This is a genomic window from Paenibacillus sp. V4I3, from assembly GCF_030817215.1.
Taxonomy (GTDB): domain Bacteria; phylum Bacillota; class Bacilli; order Paenibacillales; family NBRC-103111; genus Paenibacillus_E.
In genome coordinates this window covers 1,822,755-1,840,971 of the sequence record NZ_JAUSZA010000001.1, presented here as the reverse complement: position 1 = coordinate 1,840,971, position 18,217 = coordinate 1,822,755, and the positions used below count along the sequence as shown (strand labels likewise).

Genomic DNA, 18,217 nt, shown 5'->3' with positions numbered 1-18,217 from the left:
AGCTGCCGTTCTATTCATCCTCTTTAAACACCGGCATCAAACGGAGCTCAAACGAGAATTCTTTTTCGTTAAGACGGTATGAATCAAGAAGCTCCGGTCCACAAGAATTGGATCCTACCCCGCTCATCTTGTAATCCAGATGGACGATCGTTTCCTTCCTCTTCGCAAGCTCGTAGTTATGAGTCGCTCTTGTCAAATCCTCTGGCGTAAAATGGCCCGCATTCAAGGAGAAATCTTCTGGAGAAGAAAACTTGATCCCCATCCCTTGCTCATTGGAAACAATAGCCCACTCTGTTCCATACCTGGACCCATTTTCCTGAGGCATGATGTAATCTTCAAACATCTCATCGACCGTCATCAGGTATCTGCCTTTTTTCACGCTTTGACGCTTGTCGATATAGCTCTCATGCGGTCCGAAGCCTAAGTATTCGACTTCCTCCATACCTTGAGGCATCGTAAGCTGAAGGCCAAAACGCGGAAGATAGACTTGTTTTTCTCCCACTTTTACTTGCAGCTTGACTGAAATCTCGCCAGTGCCATTTACTCTCCATATCGCTTCTCCTTGAAGGACTGTAAACCGGCTATCTCCGCCGAGGGAGAATTCGCTCTTGATTTCAACAGATGTTCCGTCAATTTCCGTCCATTCACAGCGGTATGTTTTCATTGCTGTCCGGTCATAACCTGCATTCATCCATCTTTCCTTCACGTGCATGTCATTATCCGTTGGAGCTCGCCAGATAGTGAATTGGGCCGGAGCTTGGAGCATATTCACTCCCTGCTTGGAAATCTTCTGTATCGTTCCACTGTACAAGTCAAACGTATGACAGAAATCAAAGCCTTCGATCTTCAGAATGTCTCCCTCCTGATAAACTTGAAGAGGTGACATCTGCCGTAAGCTATCACCTGATTCTTTCACCAGCTGCACAGGCAATTCAAACTGTTCAAATGTGATTTCGTAACCGGCTTCCGCCCAAATCGTCTGTTCCTTCAACCAACAGGATAAGGTAAACGTATAGGTTCCCGTTGATGTTTCTGGCAATTCATAAGGTATTGTCACAATTTTATGACTATGCGGTGCGGCTTCAATAGACCCCAGTTGTCCCTGCTGGACGATCTGTCCGTCCATTTCCACCTTCCAATGAAGCCCCAAATGAGATAAATCAATGAAGTCGTAAAGGTTCGTCACCTTGATCGTACCTTTTCGCAAATCTTGAGCTTCAATGCGAATAGGCGCGATCACCTTCTTGAGCTCCAGCAGCCCCGTATGCGGTTTCCTATCCGGCGTAATCAGACCATCGATACAGAAATTCCCGTCGTTAGGCTTATCTCCAAAATCGCCCCCATAAGCGAAGAAAGGCGTACCGTCTTTCTTCTCCGTCTTGATGCCGTGATCGCACCACTCCCACACGCAGCCGCCCATGAGCTTCGGATATTTGTAAATGGCATCCCAGTAATCCTTCAAATCACCTGGACCATTTCCCATTGCATGGCTGTATTCGCATAGGAACAGCGGTTTCTTCTGTTTATCGTCCTTGGCATACGCTTCAATTTCTTGCACGGAAGCATACATCCGGCTTAGCATATCGAGACTCTCTACGTCGGGATTAGCTTGACTCGAAGCAGCACCTTCATAATGCACCGGTATGGAAGCATCACGCGATTTTGTCCATTCAGCCATCGCGATATGGTTAACATCGTAACCAGACTCGTTGCCCATGGACCACATAACGATCGATGGATGATTCTTATCTCGTTCTACCATACGAATAACCCGATCTAGAAACGAAGCTTCCCATTCGGGTTTCTGAGAAAGCAGATGAATATTCGCATCATCCCACTCCTCGCTCGCCGTCCCCATACCATGGCATTCCAAGTCAGCTTCATCAATGACATAAAAACCATACTCGTCGCACAAATCCATAAATCGGGAATCGTTCGGATAATGCGAGGTCCGGATCGTGTTGATATTATGCTTCTTCATCAGAACGAGATCTTTGATCATATGATTAAGCGGAATCGTCTGTCCGAGCTCAGGGTGGGAATCATGGCGATTGACACCTTTTAGCTTGACCGCCTGTCCATTGATCTGGAAAACGCCGTCCGTAATTGTAATTTGCCGGAACCCGACTGGAAATTGAAGCACCTCATTACCACAATGAACATAGAGTTGGTACAGATTCGGTTTCTCGGCATTCCACAAGACCGGATCCGTCACCTCGAAGTGGAGCGTGCCTTTTCCGTCGACAGTGGCCTCGTCTGTACCCTTGACGTTACCTTGTGCGTCTTTCAATTCGGCTCTGACTGTTTGAGAACCCGTCGTCTCCAGTTCTATCAACAGAGTAACCTTCCGAAAACCGTCTTCGAACGTTTGTTTATTGAACACATCTCGGACATGGACGGAATCGCGCGCAAGCAAATACACATCCCGGAAGATTCCGGAATACCGCCACGCATCTTGGTCTTCCAGATAAGAACCGTCGCACCATTTCAATACCATGACGGCAATACGGTTTTTCCCTTCGCGGAGCAAGGAAGATACGTTGAATTCCGCAGGTACCCGGCTGCCTTGGCTGTAACCGGCGAACTTGCCGTTTACCCAGAGATAAAAGCACGAATTAACCCCTTCAAAGACGATATATTTATCCTTCTTGTCCCAGTGACCCGAAACGTTGAATTCTCTCACATACAGTCCAGCTGGGTTGTTATCCGGTACATAAGGAGGATCGCAAGGAAAGGGATAATTGATATTGGTGTATTGAAGCTGATCATAGCCATTCACCTGCCAGCATGACGGAACGATTAATTCGTCCCAAGCGCTGACATTCGCCGATTCCTCGTAGAAAGCTTCTTCTACATCCCTAACACTGCGATGATATTGGAACTTCCAACTTCCGTTCAATGTCTGATAAAAAGGGGAACGCGCGCGTTTTCCGGATTTCGCCGACCCCGCATCCGCATAAGGGATGTAATGGGCTCGAGGAGTCTCCCTGTTCACCTGCAAAACGCTTAAGTCTTCCCAATATCGATTGATGTGAATCAATGTGACCACTCTCTCCTTCGTAAAGACATCTATGAATTAAAGTAACCCTTAACCAGCAGACCGTGGATCAACTCGCCGAATAAACTGTTGGCCCAAGCAAACCATGGGCGCGTATAATCGGTCGGGGAATTCGGATCGAACCCTTCATGCATGTACCCCGTATCCGCATCCGTCCGCAGCAGCATCTCCAGAAGCTCTCTTACTTCGGTTTCATCCTGCGAGGTAAGGGCCTGCATAGCCAGACTAATCGGCCAAATGTAGCCCGCTGGCGTATGCGGACTTCCGATCCCCTTCGCATATTTCCCATCAAAGTAGGTTGGATTGTCACTGCTTAGCACAAATCTACGCGTATTTTGATAGACTGGATCGTCTGAGGTCGTGTAACCCAAATAAGGAATCGACAGCAAGCTGGGAACATTGGCGTCATCCATCAGGTTGTAATTGCCGAATCCGTCTGTTTCATATGCATAAATCTTTCCGTACTTAGGATGAAGATAAGTGCCGTAGTTTTGAATGCCAAAGTCTATTTCTTCTCGAAGCTCCGCCGCAAGCTGTACGCACTCCTGATCGTCCCATACAAGCTGGGCAATTTCCTCCATATAACGGAGCACCACAACTGCAAACATATTGGCTGGAATCAAATAGCCGAACGTGCAAGCATCGTCGCTTGGCCGAAATCCGGACCAAGTCATCCCTGTATAATTTACGGGCATTCCCATCCGATTATTACGCAGTGTATCACTTGGCGGACAATCTATACGGGCGAACCGGTAAGGAGATTGTTCGGCATGTCTTTGTTCGGTTTTCCATAGCGAGATAATCGTGTGAACCGCTGACCGGAAGGAATCATCAAACATATCCGTCCGTCCGGTCGCCTTCCAAAACAAGTAAGACAGTTGGATCGGGTAACAGAGCGAATCGATTTCGTATTTGCGTTCCCAAATCCACGGATTCAGCTCGGTCAGATCCTGGTCGTACCGGTTATCGTTCGCTTCCTCATTGAACGCATTCGCATAAGGATCGATATGAATATAAGCGATTTGCCTGCGAATCAAGCCAGCCACTATTTCCTGCAGTTCTTTGTCTCCGGCCGTGAGCGGTATATAATGCCTCACCTGCGCACTGGAATCCCTTAACCACATTGCCGGGATATCCCCGGTGAATACAAACGCGGTATTGTCGTTCATTATTTTGGTTGTGGTTTCCAGCGTATTCGGATAGCAGTTCTTGAACATGGCGAGCAGTTTCGGGTGCCCAGCAAGCTTAATCTCCGCTTCTTCAAGCAAGGAAGTGACAGAATTAGGCAAGGTCATTATTTCCAATCCCCCAGAATATCCTTATAGGCTTCCAAATAATCATCGACAAGCAGCTTAGCAATGGAATAGGAATTAACAAGCGGATGAACGGTGAGGGCTTGAATGGCTAGATCACGCGATTTATGTTTGACAGCCTCAACGGTCAGACGCTCAAACAGCTTCACATTTTTCATCAGCAGGCTCATTTCCTCCGGCACAGAACCGATCTGAACCGGCTTCGCCCCGTCTTTCGTGATAACGCAAGAAATTTCAACGACGTCATCATCGGCGAAACCTTCGATACTGCCTTCATTCGGTACAGATAGAACGATGTTGTTGGTCTCACCCGTTTGCAGCGACTCCACAAAATCCAGCATGACACCTGCATAGCCAAGTGAGTTAGGCAGCTCTAGCTTATCTGTCGGTAGAACAGGCTTCGACTCCGAATTGGTTTCAATCGCCATATAAGAAGCTTCCCTTTTTTGCGTATAGTACAAATAGGTTTGAATGGCTTCATCCGGGTTGCTTTCAATATCCATCTTACGTAAGATATTGAGCATTTCCTTATTATTCTCTGCGATCATCTGGCCGCGCGTCATTCCTGATTTAACGATATTAGCGAAGGCCTTTTCGCGGTGGTAATAATAGTACAAATATTCATTTGGTAAAAAAGGAAGTGATTTCAGCAAATCAGTATCGAACATTTTGAATTCATCCACCCGACTTGTAAAATCGGGATCATTCTTAAGCTCCGACATAATGTCTTTGCCTTGATAAATTACTTTGGTCATCCATGACAAATGATTAAGTCCGAAAAATTCAACCTCTAGCTCCTTCGGATCGATCTCTAGCGCTTCGGCCATTCGCAGCTTCGTATGGCTTGGCGAATCACAGATCCCGATCACCCGATCGTAGCCCGCATTTCGCAATGCTTGCGTAACAAGTCCAGATGGGTTCGAAAAGTTAAAGATCCAGGCCTGAGGTGCAAGCTCTTTAGCAATCTCGCAATATTCCATCAGAACTGGAATCGTACGAATCGCCATCGAGAAACCTGCTGGTCCCGTCGTTTCTTGACCGATCACGCCATGTTTTAGAGCGATCTGCTCATCTACATACCGTGACCATTCCTTACCTACACGTACCGTAGTTACAATGTAGTCCGCACCCTTAATCGCTTCGCGGCTATCTGTTGTAGTCTCCAGCTGAAGGTTGATTCCGCTGCGATCGATTACGATCTGGCATAATTTTGAAATAACGGCTAGCTGCTCCTCATCCGTATCATGAAGAACAAACTTAGTAATCCCGGCATCTTCTGCTTTTAACGTTAAGCTTTTTGTAAATAAAACGGCGCGAACCCCGCCGCCTCCGATTAAGGTCAATTTCATAATTACGCCTCCATACGTTCTTTGATGTGATCTCCGAATTGAAGGATAAAGGCCTCAAGCCCATCCTTGTCCGGTGTACCCGTGCTGCCGCCGTGAGCGCCGACAGATAGTGCTCCGCAAACATTTCCGTACTGCAAGCATGTTTCCACATTTTGACCCGTCAAATGTCCAAAGATATAACCAGCGTTAAAGGAATCCCCTGCGCCAGTTGTATCTACAGTCTCGGCCGGAAATGCCGAATGGTACGTTATTTGGCCTTCCTTCATGGCTACAGCCCCTTTTGGACCGAGTTTAACTACAATGTGATTGGAATAGCCCCCCATAAAGCGTAAGCTTTCTTCTATATGATCGAAGCCTGTGTAATGAAAAGCTTCCGTTTCGTTCATTAGAAATACATCAAAGTAAGCCATTAAATCGAAAACACCCTTAAACCACTCGCCTGAATCATCCCAGCCTACATCGCAGGAAAGGGACACACCCATCTCACTCAGTGTTTTGGCCATCGCTATGAATTCTTCATGGTTGCGTCTTCCTCTATATCCGGTCACGTGAACATGTTTTCCTTGAGCGATTTGTGACAAGTCCAAATCCCTTATTTGAAGCTCCATATTGGATCCCCCATAAGTGATAAAAGACCGATCCGTCTCGGGATTAATCGCGATCGTGATACCGGTGTTACTCGTTTTACTTGTTTTAATCAAGCTGGTATCGATACCATATTGGCCGAACTGCTCTCGAACATAATGGCCGTAGCTATCATCTCCCAGAACACCGTTAAAAGCTACATGAAGCCCGAGCTTAGCGAGTGAAATCGCGAACAAAGCAGCCCCCCCGCCAACATGCATCGTCATATTATCAACGAAAATCTCCTGACCTGGCTGAGGAATTTGATTAAGTCCTGCCACAACGAGATCTATATTGGCGTCACCGATGACCACCGCATCAAATTTTTTCAATATACTCTCCCTCTCTCAATCCAAATAAATATCTATGCTTTTACGCTTCTATATATCTATGTTTTTCTATACTTATTTGTCCTCACGATAAGGCCCACAGCTATTACGGACAACAAGCTTATGTTTCAAAATAATATCTTCTTTTGGCGATTCCGCATCCCCTGTAATTAAATCAAGCAGCGTTTCCACCGTAACTTTCCCCATATCCTGAATAGGCTGCTCCATCGAGGATAACTGTGGACGAACCAACTCCGTCAACTGGCTTCCATCGAATCCAATGACCGAAATGTCTTCCGGAACTTTCAACTGATGGTCATGAATACAATTCATAGCCCCTACAGCCATATCGTCACTCACCGCAAATATAGCGGTTGGATGGGTACCGCAAGCCAGAATCTCTTTCATGAGATTGTACCCGCTTTGTATTTTATAATCGCCGAACCGAATGTACTCATCTACGATGGGGATGCTGCGCTCGGATAGAGCACCGCGGTAGCCAATGTAGCGATTTTGGCCGGAGGTCACGTCTCTCATATCGCCGCCAATAAAGCCAATTCGTTGATGTCCAAGCTCTATCAAATAATTGGTTGCATCGAAGGCTGCCGCGTAATCATCAATGATCACAGAAAGAAACGTTTGATCAGATGGTCTTACACTTGAGAAAATAATTGGAATATCCAGCTTATTCAAAAATGCCCTGATTTCATCATTCAATTTTTCATGCATAATGATAATGCCGTCTACACGCATTTCTTTAAATACATTTAAATATTTGAACTCTTTATCGGTATCCTCAATAATGTTGCACACCAGAAGATTGTACTCATTCAGACTGGCTGTTTCTTCAATACTGCTTAGAATGGTGGAGTAAAAGCTTGACGTAAGGTCTGGGACAATGACACCGATAAGGTTCGTCTTTTTCCGTACCAGACTCCTAGCAATGTGACTAGGCGCGTATCCGAGCTCGTCAATAGCTTTCTTCACCCTAGCTTTTAGATCGTCCTTTACATACTTCTCTCCATTAAGCACCCGCGAAACCGTAGTCACGGAAACGCCCGCTTGTTTGGCGACATCCTTAATCTTCGGAGCCAACCTTGTCACCCTACCTTCTAAAAAACTAGTTCTCTTCTAACTTATATCTTAGCTTTTAACTGCACCCTCTGTGATCCCGGCGATGAATTGTCTGCTCACAATGAGGAAGAAGACAATCAATGGAAGGGTAGCCAAAAGTGCTCCAGTCATAACCATGGAATAGTCTGCTGTATGAGCCGATTTTAATTGCTGTAAGGCTAACATTAATGTGAATTTGGAAGTGTCCGTCAATACGATCAAAGGCCACAAATAATCTTCCCACACGCCCATAAACGTTGTTATAGCGAGAAAGGCAAGCGCAGGTCTTAAAATCGGCAAAGCAACATGCCAATAAAGTCCAAATTTTTTACAGCCATCGATTCTCGCAGCCTCTAGTAAATCATCATGAATCGCTAGCGCATATTGCCTGATCCAAAAAATTCCGAATGCACTTGCCATGCCCGGGATAATCAAGGCCTTATAACTTCCCAACCACCCGAACTCCTTAATAATGATGAATTGCGGAACCAGCAGCATTTGCGCTGGAATCATCATCGTGGCCATCATGGCAAAAAACAGCAATTTAGAACCCGGAAACTTAAATTTGGCAAACGCAAATCCAGTCAATGAATTGAAAAACAACTGAAGCGTGCAGCTAATCAATGCAATGAAAACCGTGTTGAAGAATGCACGAATAAAATTGCTTTTCTCCAAAACATGATGAAAGTTATTCATCAAATTAGTTCCGAACGTTAACTTCGGCGGAAAAGCAAACATCGCACTTGTCTCATTCGTGGACATGACGATAAGCCAGTAAAACGGAAATATGGAGATCGCGACACCGATCATCAAAAAAGTATTTACGATTATTTTTTTGGTCAACACTTCAACAGTCATCTTGTATTCTCCTTTTTATCAATCATCCGATCTGTTGAAAAACTTCCAATTGAGGACGGATAATAAGCCGATGATGATGAATAACACCCATGATACTGCAGCTGCATAACCATAATTCTGATAATTAAAACCTTCCCGGAACATATAGAGAACGATCGTATCGGTACCCGGGTATGGCGGTTGATTTCCAGCTAATACTTGAGGTTCCGTGAAAATTTGAAACCCGCCGATTGTCGACATCATCACTGAGAACAAGATGATGGGTCTGAGCATTGGTATCGTAATTTTGGTGAAAGTTTGAAATAAGGTAGCGCCGTCCAGCTCAGCTGCTTCGTATAGATCTTTTGGAATTCTTTGCAAGCCCGATAAATAGATGACGGCGTTATACCCCATATATCTCCAAGAAATCATGGCTGCAATAACGACTCTAGCTCCGAATTCCGAATTTAACCACGCTATCTTATGAAGGCCGATTTTTTCCATCAAATAGTTAATCAACCCGTACTCGTTGCCGAACAAGGACTGAAAGATAATGACGACAGCCACCATGGCCGTTACATTCGGAAGAAAATAAGCAATTCTGTAAAAACCCTTGAATCTTACAATGGATAAATTGATCACATATGCGACAACCAATGCGCACAGAAGCTGCGGTGCGTTCCCCAATATCCAAAGTGCGATATTGTTGACTAACACTTTCCAAAAAGTCGGATCATGGAGCATATAATCAAAATTCTTGAATCCAACATATTTCATTTCCCCAATTCCATCCCATTTATGTACGGCTAAGTACATCGAGAACAAAATGGGAAATACAGAAAAGATCAGGAACAAAATATAAAATGGAGAAATAAATAGATACAGTGTTCTGCTCTTATAAATTTCTTTAAAAAGACCTCCCATGCTATTCCTCCGCTAATTGGACGAGGCGAGGAAGCCTACTTCCTCACCTGCATCCATTATTTCATTCATTTTCTTACCAAATACGGCTTAGCGTGAAAGCTGCCTTTTAATTTTATCCTGCGCATCTTTCCAAGCCTTCTCTGGGTCTTTCTTCTGCGTGTCAATTAAACCAATTTCATCGGTCAAAGAAGTACCGACCATATCGTCTCTTGAATCGACTGGTGCGATTTTCACATCTTTTGCCGCTTCAGCGAATATTGGACTCAGATCTTGGTTTCCGAAGAACTCATTTTTATTTACCATTTCGGGTTTCGTGTAAACTTCCGGTGTAGACGGATAGTTACCGAATTCCTTATATCCAGCAACCAGGTTATCGGGGCTAGTTAGAAATTTAATAACTTCATAAGCTTCTTTCGGATTTTTCGTCGATTTCAACAGCCCGAAGAATGATCCTCCTTGATTACCCACACCACCAGGCGGGTAGGCAATCTGCCATTTCCCCTTCGTATCAGGAGCTGCGCCAATCAAATCACCAACAGCCCAAGACGCTCCGATGAAAGAAGAAACTTTGCTGTTGTTCGTTGCGGCATTTTTCTCAGCATCACTAACATTTGGATACGTTAAGCCCGTTTGGTAGGCTTTCACAGCCATATCCCAAGCACCTTTGATATGGGCCTGATCACCAATATATTTTCCATCTTCCGTAAAATAGCCTTGGCTATTTTGGCCTATGATGTTTCTGAAAACATCTACAATGGATAGTAATTGCGATCCTGTTGCGTCTTTCACTTTCTGCTGAAGATTGAAATAATCACCCCACGTCTTCACTTGGCTCTTAATGGCTTCCGGCGTGCTCGGTACTCCCGCTTTCTCAAATAAATCTTTGCGGTAATACATAACAACCGGAGCAACATCGATCGGCAAACCGATTAAATATTTATTGTCTGCTGATGCAGCCATTTTCCATTTCCAATCCAAATACTGGGGTTGGATGTCCTTAGCGCCTTGATCGTATAAATTCACGAATTTTTCTTTATAAGGCAACATGGAAGTAACCCAGCTATCCATCGCTACGATGTCCGGCCCGCTTCCTCCGCCTGAGATTGTTGTTTTTAATTTGGTTGCGTAATCCCCCCCGGATGGAAGTTTCTGTGCTTGCAAATCAATATTCGGAAATTTTTTCTTAGCTGCTTCAATCGTTGAATCGGATATCGCACCGTTCCAATACCACATCGTTAACGAAACTTTCTGATTAGAAGCGCTTTCATTTTGATTAGAACTGGTCGTAGTTGGTTTTTGCGTCGAAGTACTCGTATTATTCTGGTCACCACAGGCAGATACGACAAGAATCAAACTAAGAGCTAGTGGCACACTGTACAATGCTTTAAATTTCATAGTCTTGTTCCTCCGATTTAGCGAAATTTGATAATAATAAGACATTTGTAATTCCAAGGCTCATTTCAGCTTTCCCCAACCACATACGACGCCCTCTTGATTTCACGTTATTGATTAGCATAAACATTTCGTCTAAGAATTATTTCTGGTATCGATACCAGAATGGCAGGCAAAACGTTCGCAGGGGCTAACCACCTTCCTGTGTAAGATTACAACAATCTGGTATCGATACCAGATTCACTGCTAAATATCCAAATAATTTATATCTGAATAATTAATGCGTTTTCTGGTATCGATACCAGAAGGTTTACTATGCTTCTGGTTCATAGTATAAATCGATTATCTTCTTTTGACAATGGCATAAATTTACAAAGAGTTAAATTTATCACTCTACGAATCTCATTCATTCATAAAGTATTGTATTATACAAATATTAAGGTGATCGAGGTGACACTACATATATGAAGCTAGAAGAGAAAACGATACAACTTTCCGACATTGTTCCGCAAATATATCGAGCCGATTATTTTCCGTTTCGTCCAAATGAGCGAATTGGTCCGCGCAAATCGTTCGTGCATTCGTATGTATACATTTATGAAGGCAAAGGTTCAATAACCATTGGAACAACTGTATATTCCTGTACCAGAGAAGACCTAATTTACATCCCGCCAGGCTTGCCTCACTCTTTTCATGCGGATAACCAGCATCCGATGGTCCATGCTTCGATTTACTTTGATTGGATTAACACCAGACCTCGAGTGGGAGATATGTCTTTGTTTCATTTCGGAGACCAGCTCTGTGATCCATCCGAGTGCTCACCTAACGTCGTATTTCAGGATTTGCCTACGATTCCTACCAAAGTGCACGCCCCCAAGCAGATGAGATGGATGGAATTATATCTTCATGTCATCGAAAATATCGAGCAGATACAGGAAGATGCTAAACTTTTCCGAAGGGCAGCCTTTGAGCAATTTGTTTCAGAATTGGCGAACCTTTGGCGAAACCCTACCCTTAAAAGTGACAGAAGAATGCAAGCGATCATGAAGCAAATGAAGGAATTTCCTCAACATAACATTTCTATTGAGAAATGGGCTTCGCAGCTAGGGATTAGCACCTCTTATTTGCATAAGTTATTTATCCAGGAAATAGGCATGAGCCCCCATTCTTATGCGATTAAATGCAAGCTGGAGAGAGCCAAAAAGATTTTGCGTGAAACCAATCTATCTATCACTGACATCACCGAAGATCTTGGCTTCGGTTCCATCCACTACTTCTCGAGATTATTTACGCAAAATTTCGGCGAGTCACCCTCCGTTTACCGCAAACGTTTAAGGGAGGGGTATTAAAAGATTAGGATAGTTTTGTACAAATGCAACACATTCCTTCAAAGACAGCTCATAGCGCTTTTGTTATTCTAAATGTGAGTTTCCATCCAGATTGATGGTTCACACGGAATAACAATATACTTAGAAGGAATGTGAATCTATGAAATCATTCAAATCTATTCGTTACCGCCAAGTCCATTTGGACTTTCATACGTCCGAGCACATTACCGGCGTTGGTAGAAATTTCGATGAAGAACAATTCATCTCTTGTTTGCAAAGTGCTCAAGTAGATACAATTAACGTCTTTGCCATGTGTCATCATGGTTGGAGTTATTTTGACACGAAAGTCGGGAAGCCTCATCCTCATTTGGAAACGAATTTGTTGCCGCGCATGTTAGCTGCTTGCAGCGCAAATGACATCGAAGCTCCGATTTATATGACAGTTGGATTTAACGAGCTTTCTGCTCGCGAGCACCCTGAATGGGTGGCAATCGCCCCCGAAGGTGATGACCCCTACGGTCCACCGAAATCAGCAGATCCAGAAGCGCCCCGTTCGACCGGCTTTGACGGTTGGCATATGCTATGTCTGAATACACCGTATTTACAGTATCTTCTGGACTATACGAAGGAAGTCATGGAGAGATTCCAGCCTGTTGGAATCTTTTACGATATCGTCGGAGAATATCCTTGCGTTTGTTCTTACTGCCGCGACAGCCTCAAAGAAATGGGTCTTAACGAAAACAACCCGGATCACCGCAAGCAATTGGCCAAAAAAGTGTACTTGAATTACTTACAGCAAACATCCGAATTGATCTGGTCCCTTAACCCGGATACCAGGCTGTATCATAACTGCTGCACGGAAAAAATGGGTGAAAAGCAATACTACCCTTACTATTCGCATTACGACATCGAATCGCTGCCGACAGGCGGTTGGGGTTACGATTACTTCACCAGCATGGTTCGTTACATTCGCAAACAAGACTTTCAGTATCTAGGAATGACAGGGAAATTCCACAAATCGTGGGGAGAATTCGGCGGATTCAAAAATCCGGCCGCATTGAAGTATGAATGCCAGCAAATGCTAGCCTTCGGCGCAAGAATTTGTATTGGGGATCAGCTTCACCCCGATGGCCGAATGGACGAAGAAACCTACCGGATTATTGGGGAAGCTTTCGACGGAATTGCGGCCAAAGAACCATGGTGTGAGAATACGACCAGTATATCCGAAATTGCCATCCTTTCAGCCAATGCACTTACAGATGCCGAAGATAGCCGAACAAGCGATATGGGTGCTTATATGATGCTTGAAGAAGGCCACTATTTGTTCGATATCATTGATGACTCGATGGATTTCTCCGCCTATCGAATTATCGTTCTGCCCGACTGTATTCGAGTATCTGATGCTTTACAGCGCAAACTTGAAGATTATATAACTGGCGGCGGAAATCTGATTATGAGCGCAGAAAGCGGACTTCGGTCGGATCGCCCCGAATTCTCCTTGGATCTAGGCGTGGAGTTCAAAGGGAAATCCGAGTGGGATGTGGATTATACCCTGGTCACTGATCAGCTAACCGGATCGCTTGTAAGATCACCTTTTCTCAATTACGAATCGGGTTATCAAGCTCAGGTGAACAGTGCTGAAGTTTTGGCTCAGACCTACAGGCCTTATTTCAACCGGAGGCACGGGCATTTCTGTTCGCATCTTCATGCTCCGGCCAAAGAAGAAGCGGATTATCCGGCTGTTGTTAAACACGGCAATATCATCTATATCGCTCAACCCCTATTTAGGTTGTATCGGAAGCACGGCGTGCAGTTGTATAGGGATTTATTCCTTGCGTGTGTCAAACAGTTTATCTCGGCTCCAACGGTGATAACCGATCTGCCTTCTGCTGGGAAAGTAAACTTGACCCGTCAATCCAACGGGACTGATTACGTGCTGCATTTACTCTATGCCGTCCCCATCTTGCGGGGAGATACCCAGGTCATCGAGGATGTGCTGACTTTAAGAGACATCTCCGTACAGATCAAATTGGATGAGAAGGTTAAACAAGTCATGCTGCTGCCTGAAATGACGTTGCTACCTCATATGACGAACGAAGAAGGATATACTTCCGTTTCTGTCAGTCTAACCGGTCACCAAATGGTTCTTTTTGAAACCTAAACATTTCCTTGCTGTCCGTGGTAAGTTGTATTTTGTACAAAGAAGAAATCAAGAAAATTGTTGTACGCTGTACAACAACTTGCCTTTCTAATTCTCCATTTCGCCCTATCCCCTAATCCAAAAAAGCCGTCAGGATAATCCTGACGGCCCTTTTCTATTTTACCTAACTTAACACTAAAGTCATGAACTCAGCCTCGCAGCTGTTCCGTTCTATGTATGCTTCGTATCTTTCTCGTCCCTATACGATGAATCGCCATGATACATCCAATGAGTCCGGCGCCGCCAGCGGCAAAGCCTGCCAGTACATCGCTTGGATAATGAACACCTAGATAAATCCGGCTTAAACCGATACATACAACCAAAACGATAGTAACAACGGGGATTAGCCAGGCCGCTTTCCATTTTTTACGCATATTGACCCACAATAAGTAGCCGATCAGTCCATAGAACAGGATGGATACCATCGCATGACCACTAGGAAAGCTGAAGCTGTCTTCCTCAATTAATCGCATTCCCGTAGGACGGTCACGCTGAAATAGATTTTTAAGTAGTTGATTCAACCCCCACGCTGTCAATACACCAATGAGCAGTATAAGTGTCTCCCATTTGTGCTTAAATTTGATCAGTAGGATCAGGGCTACAACAACGAATACAATGAATTCTGTTATCGCTTTTCCCATTATAGTAAAAAATAAAGCAATCGGTGTTACAGCGTCACTCCTCAGTGAACGTACAGCACTACCAATACTCTCATCAAATTCCTTTAACCAGGTGGATGACAAGCTTTGAGACAATAGTACGAAACCAATTAACAATACGCACGCTGCCCCAAACCCCCAAAATAAATCTTTGTACAACGCTTTCCCCTGCATATATCAATTCTCCCCCATATTGATTTTCTCATTATACTATGTACGCTATGCCCGGTCGCGAGTTCTTAGAGCCTGTGTCTTTTTCAGGAGCAGCGGTATTAACGCAAAAGCGATGTACAATCCCACTGCGGCATAAAACTTACCCGACCCAATGTCTTGCAGTGATGCGCCAAAAACGTTATAAACAACGGCACCCGGAATTATACCAATCAGTGTTCCCCACGTATAGTCCCAAAAGCGAATTTTGGAGAGTCCTGCCCCATAACTTACGCCATCGAAAGGAAAGAAAGGCATTAGCCGCATATATAGGACGACCATAAAACCTTTTTCTTCGGCCTTCTGATCGAAAGACTGAAGCTTCTTATTTCGCAAAATCCGCTGAAAGCTGTTGCGGCCCCATTTGCGCGTAATATAGAAAGATAGCATCGCCCCGGCGCCAGCCCCAATAATATCATAGATAGTCCCCCAGAAAGCGCCAAACACATAGCCTCCATACAGAGTCAACGGTGTCGCCGGAAATAATACCAATGGACGAAGTGTGTAAACGATAATATATATCAGCCCGCCAAGTGGACCTAAATCTCGCAGCCAATCGGTCAGCCAATCCAGATCCAAGTGCTCCCATACACCGGTCCATTTCAAAACGAGCAGACCAGCGACAGCGATTATAAACCATAACAATAGTATCCAGAGCGACTTCGAGCGCGCCATGGCTCCCCTCCTTTGCCCAGTATTCTTGAGTACCATCTTACACAAAGCAAAGGCTACATATCAACCATTGGCATGGCAAATGAAAAAAAGCCCCACTCGCTGAAGACGAGTGAGACTCCTAAGACATACATATATTTATGCCAACCATTGCTTCACTTTCGAGGCAAAATTATTCAGCATTTCATGCGAGCCATATTGACCGCTGAAATCTTCAATGCCGAGGTATCCATCGTAGCCGACCGCTTTTAAGTCATTCAGCAGTTGCTTCCAATTGACGATCCCTTCGCTTAGTGGTGACCACTCACTTTTCCAGAGCTTAATGCCATCTTGCTCTTCGCCGGTTGGCAACCATCTTGCATTTTTAACATGAACATGCGCTAGATAAGGTCCGAGCAGCTCAAGACCCATGCGAAAATTTTCGTATCCTTCATGCACCATGTTGCCGGCATCATGCAGAACCCCAATGTAATCCGGATTGAAGTTGGAAACCAGTCGATGTGCCAATCCAGCACTTGGTGTGATGGTATTATGGTGGATTTCAGCTAAGGCTTTAACACCATACTGCTGAGCAAATTCCTGCACATGATGTAAATAGTCCACAGCCGTTGCATACAAGTCATTATAATTTTTGCTCTTGTCATAGCCAGGAACACCAATACGAATGAAAGATGCTCCTATTTTCTGTGCAGTTTTGAAAACATGCTCGGTCTCTGCAATATTACAAGCATTTAAGTACGGGGTGATACTCAAGTTCACTAAGTTATTGTTAACAGCAGCGAGTCGAAAACGTTCCAATTCTTCATCCGAACCATTCGGATCAATGGAGCAAAGATTATTTCTCCAGAAAGATGGCTTCTCATTTACCGCGTCAGCAGGAATATCTTTAAAACGCCATTCAATGCCATCAATCCCGGCAGCAAGGGCCGCCTTTGCTAGTTCTTCTGGTGTCATGTCAGGTGTCGCTACAGTAAACACGGATAATTTCATTTGAATATGCCTCCTAATTTCATTTGGGGCCCCCGCAAAGTATTCGGAATATGCTTCAGAGATCAAAGTCTCCCCTTTTTTTAACAAGAGTTGGTTGATTGTTTAACTATTCTTTATTTTGCAGTATAATAAAAACGTATTCATTGCATTAATTGGGCAAAAGTTTGCTAATATTGACTCCAGCTAAATAGAGGAGAGCCTCACATGCAGGAACTTTACCAGAATTTGCATCGCATGATCAATTTTAGACATGCCGTGACCCATGATCCGCTTCCATTGGATTTTCACCAGCACCAGGACCAATATGAAATTTATTTTTTCCTTACCGGAGACGTTCACTACTTCATCGAAAAACAGGTTTACCCCTTGCAGTACGGGGATCTGCTGATCATGCACAGTAATGAACTACACAGACCTAATTTTCAATCCAAAAAACAGCGATATGAGAACGTCGTGATCCATTTTAATCCTACGCTGGTGGAGACGTTTAATTCTCCGCAGTTTAACTTGCTCGACTGCTTCAATAACCGGATATTTGGTGAACAAAACCGGATGCGGCTGACTCCGCAGCAGATTGATGACATTATGAAGCTTTATGAGCGTATGGAGATGCATAAGCGACCACAAGCGCTCCCAGGATCGGAAATCCTCTTTGTTTCAGCCTTTATCGAGCTGCTCGTTTTTATCAATCGAGTTTTTCAAAATCAAGGCAAACAAGAGGAACAGATCATGATTCCCGACAAGCTTTCCTCTCTATTCACCTACATTGACGAAAATTTAGATCAGGATCTGTCGCTCGAGGTACTGGAACACGTCGTGTTTATGAATCGTTCCTACCTATGCAGACTCTTCAAAAAACACACAGGCAGCACCATTCATGAGCATATTTTGTTCAAGCGCATCGCCAAAGCGAAACAGCTGCTGCGCGAGGGCTCTACAGTCACAGATACGTGCCAGCTAGCAGGCTTCAACGACTACTCCAACTTTATCCGAACGTTTAAGAAGGCTGTCGGCCTTCCTCCTCGTCAGTACCAGGCCCAGCAGCGGCGGGTTTGATTGGTCGCCAAACAGAAAAAGGTCGTCCTAGTCTTCGTGACTTTGGACAACCTTTTTTTATTGGGACTATGGAGGGGTAATCAGAATAGGATGAAATCCGGTGATTAGGAGAGCGCTAAACTGCCAAGTAACTGCAAAAAGTGCATCAGTTTCGTGAGGAATC

The 18,217-nt window shown here is 44.5% G+C and carries 14 protein-coding genes; 3 read left to right on the top strand and 11 right to left on the bottom strand.

What is annotated here, in order from left to right; translation table 11 throughout:
* Positions 1–10: 10 nt before the first annotated feature.
* The 8 genes from QFZ77_RS08605 to QFZ77_RS08570 form a co-directional block, all read right to left on the bottom strand.
* A complete protein-coding gene (locus tag QFZ77_RS08605; protein WP_307438492.1) occupies positions 11–3,049 on the bottom strand; it encodes a glycoside hydrolase family 2 TIM barrel-domain containing protein in 3,039 nt (1,012 codons plus the stop codon).
* 20 nt (positions 3,050–3,069) lie between these two features.
* Entirely contained in the window at positions 3,070–4,353 is a 1,284-nt protein-coding gene (locus tag QFZ77_RS08600) for a glycoside hydrolase family 125 protein (RefSeq protein ID WP_307438491.1), read from the bottom strand.
* The gene (locus QFZ77_RS08595) at positions 4,353–5,720 is read right to left on the bottom strand and encodes a family 4 glycosyl hydrolase (RefSeq protein ID WP_307438489.1); all 1,368 of its coding nucleotides are present in this window, start codon (positions 5,718–5,720) and stop codon (positions 4,353–4,355) included. The genes QFZ77_RS08600 and QFZ77_RS08595 overlap by 1 nt, the downstream gene beginning before the upstream one ends.
* A gap of 2 nt (positions 5,721–5,722) precedes the next feature.
* The gene (locus QFZ77_RS08590) at positions 5,723–6,676 is read right to left on the bottom strand and encodes a carbohydrate kinase family protein (protein ID WP_307438488.1); all 954 of its coding nucleotides are present in this window, start codon (positions 6,674–6,676) and stop codon (positions 5,723–5,725) included.
* A 72-nt stretch (positions 6,677–6,748) separates the two neighbouring features.
* A complete protein-coding gene (locus QFZ77_RS08585) occupies positions 6,749–7,768 on the bottom strand; it encodes a LacI family DNA-binding transcriptional regulator (protein WP_307438487.1) in 1,020 nt (339 codons plus the stop codon).
* Between the two features lie 48 nt (positions 7,769–7,816).
* Positions 7,817–8,644: a carbohydrate ABC transporter permease gene (locus QFZ77_RS08580; RefSeq protein ID WP_307438486.1), complete on the bottom strand. Its 828-nt coding sequence runs from the start codon at positions 8,642–8,644 to the stop codon at positions 7,817–7,819.
* A gap of 18 nt (positions 8,645–8,662) precedes the next feature.
* Complete coding sequence (locus QFZ77_RS08575; RefSeq protein ID WP_307438484.1) at positions 8,663–9,547, bottom strand: carbohydrate ABC transporter permease; 885 nt, start codon at positions 9,545–9,547, stop codon at positions 8,663–8,665.
* Between the two features lie 87 nt (positions 9,548–9,634).
* Entirely contained in the window at positions 9,635–10,942 is a 1,308-nt protein-coding gene (locus QFZ77_RS08570; RefSeq protein ID WP_307438483.1) for an ABC transporter substrate-binding protein, read from the bottom strand.
* Between the two features lie 461 nt (positions 10,943–11,403).
* On the opposite strand from QFZ77_RS08570, the gene QFZ77_RS08565 reads away from it, so the two are divergent.
* Positions 11,404–12,288 carry an AraC family transcriptional regulator gene (locus QFZ77_RS08565; RefSeq protein WP_307438481.1) on the top strand — a complete coding sequence of 295 codons (885 nt, stop codon included), beginning with the start codon at positions 11,404–11,406 and terminating at the stop codon, positions 12,286–12,288.
* Between the two features lie 139 nt (positions 12,289–12,427).
* A complete protein-coding gene (locus tag QFZ77_RS08560; RefSeq protein ID WP_307438479.1) occupies positions 12,428–14,428 on the top strand; it encodes an alpha-amylase family protein in 2,001 nt (666 codons plus the stop codon).
* Positions 14,429–14,616: 188 nt separating this feature from the next.
* Here the strand turns inward: QFZ77_RS08560 and QFZ77_RS08555 are convergent, their stop codons facing one another.
* The 3 genes from QFZ77_RS08555 to QFZ77_RS08545 all read right to left on the bottom strand — a co-directional run bounded on the left by QFZ77_RS08555 (position 14,617) and on the right by QFZ77_RS08545 (position 16,998).
* Positions 14,617–15,300 (bottom strand): phosphatase PAP2 family protein, encoded by a 684-nt coding sequence (locus QFZ77_RS08555; RefSeq protein WP_307438477.1) that lies wholly within the window; start codon positions 15,298–15,300, stop codon positions 14,617–14,619.
* A 45-nt stretch (positions 15,301–15,345) separates the two neighbouring features.
* Positions 15,346–16,011 carry a TVP38/TMEM64 family protein gene (locus QFZ77_RS08550; RefSeq protein ID WP_307438475.1) on the bottom strand — a complete coding sequence of 222 codons (666 nt, stop codon included), beginning with the start codon at positions 16,009–16,011 and terminating at the stop codon, positions 15,346–15,348.
* 135 nt (positions 16,012–16,146) lie between these two features.
* A complete protein-coding gene (locus QFZ77_RS08545) occupies positions 16,147–16,998 on the bottom strand; it encodes a sugar phosphate isomerase/epimerase family protein (protein WP_307438473.1) in 852 nt (283 codons plus the stop codon).
* A 204-nt stretch (positions 16,999–17,202) separates the two neighbouring features.
* Here QFZ77_RS08545 and QFZ77_RS08540 point away from each other — a divergent pair, with 204 nt between their 5' ends.
* Entirely contained in the window at positions 17,203–18,054 is an 852-nt protein-coding gene (locus QFZ77_RS08540; RefSeq protein ID WP_307438471.1) for an AraC family transcriptional regulator, read from the top strand.
* The last annotated feature ends 163 nt before the right edge of the window (positions 18,055–18,217 follow it).

Excerpts from the sequence above, each read along its gene's own strand:
- QFZ77_RS08600 (WP_307438491.1), bottom strand. The coding sequence starts at position 4,353 with ATGACCTTGCCTAATTCTGTCACTTCCTTGCTTGAAGAAGCGGAGATT.
- QFZ77_RS08595 (WP_307438489.1), bottom strand. The coding sequence starts at position 5,720 with ATGAAATTGACCTTAATCGGAGGCGGCGGGGTTCGCGCCGTTTTATTT.
- QFZ77_RS08580 (WP_307438486.1), bottom strand. The coding sequence starts at position 8,644 with ATGACTGTTGAAGTGTTGACCAAAAAAATAATCGTAAATACTTTTTTG.
- QFZ77_RS08575 (WP_307438484.1), bottom strand. The coding sequence starts at position 9,547 with ATGGGAGGTCTTTTTAAAGAAATTTATAAGAGCAGAACACTGTATCTA.
- QFZ77_RS08570 (WP_307438483.1), bottom strand. The coding sequence starts at position 10,942 with ATGAAATTTAAAGCATTGTACAGTGTGCCACTAGCTCTTAGTTTGATT.
- QFZ77_RS08565 (WP_307438481.1), top strand. The coding sequence starts at position 11,404 with ATGAAGCTAGAAGAGAAAACGATACAACTTTCCGACATTGTTCCGCAA.
- QFZ77_RS08560 (WP_307438479.1), top strand. The coding sequence starts at position 12,428 with ATGAAATCATTCAAATCTATTCGTTACCGCCAAGTCCATTTGGACTTT.
- QFZ77_RS08555 (WP_307438477.1), bottom strand. The coding sequence starts at position 15,300 with ATGCAGGGGAAAGCGTTGTACAAAGATTTATTTTGGGGGTTTGGGGCA.
- QFZ77_RS08550 (WP_307438475.1), bottom strand. The coding sequence starts at position 16,011 with ATGGCGCGCTCGAAGTCGCTCTGGATACTATTGTTATGGTTTATAATC.
- QFZ77_RS08545 (WP_307438473.1), bottom strand. The coding sequence starts at position 16,998 with ATGAAATTATCCGTGTTTACTGTAGCGACACCTGACATGACACCAGAA.
- QFZ77_RS08540 (WP_307438471.1), top strand. The coding sequence starts at position 17,203 with ATGCAGGAACTTTACCAGAATTTGCATCGCATGATCAATTTTAGACAT.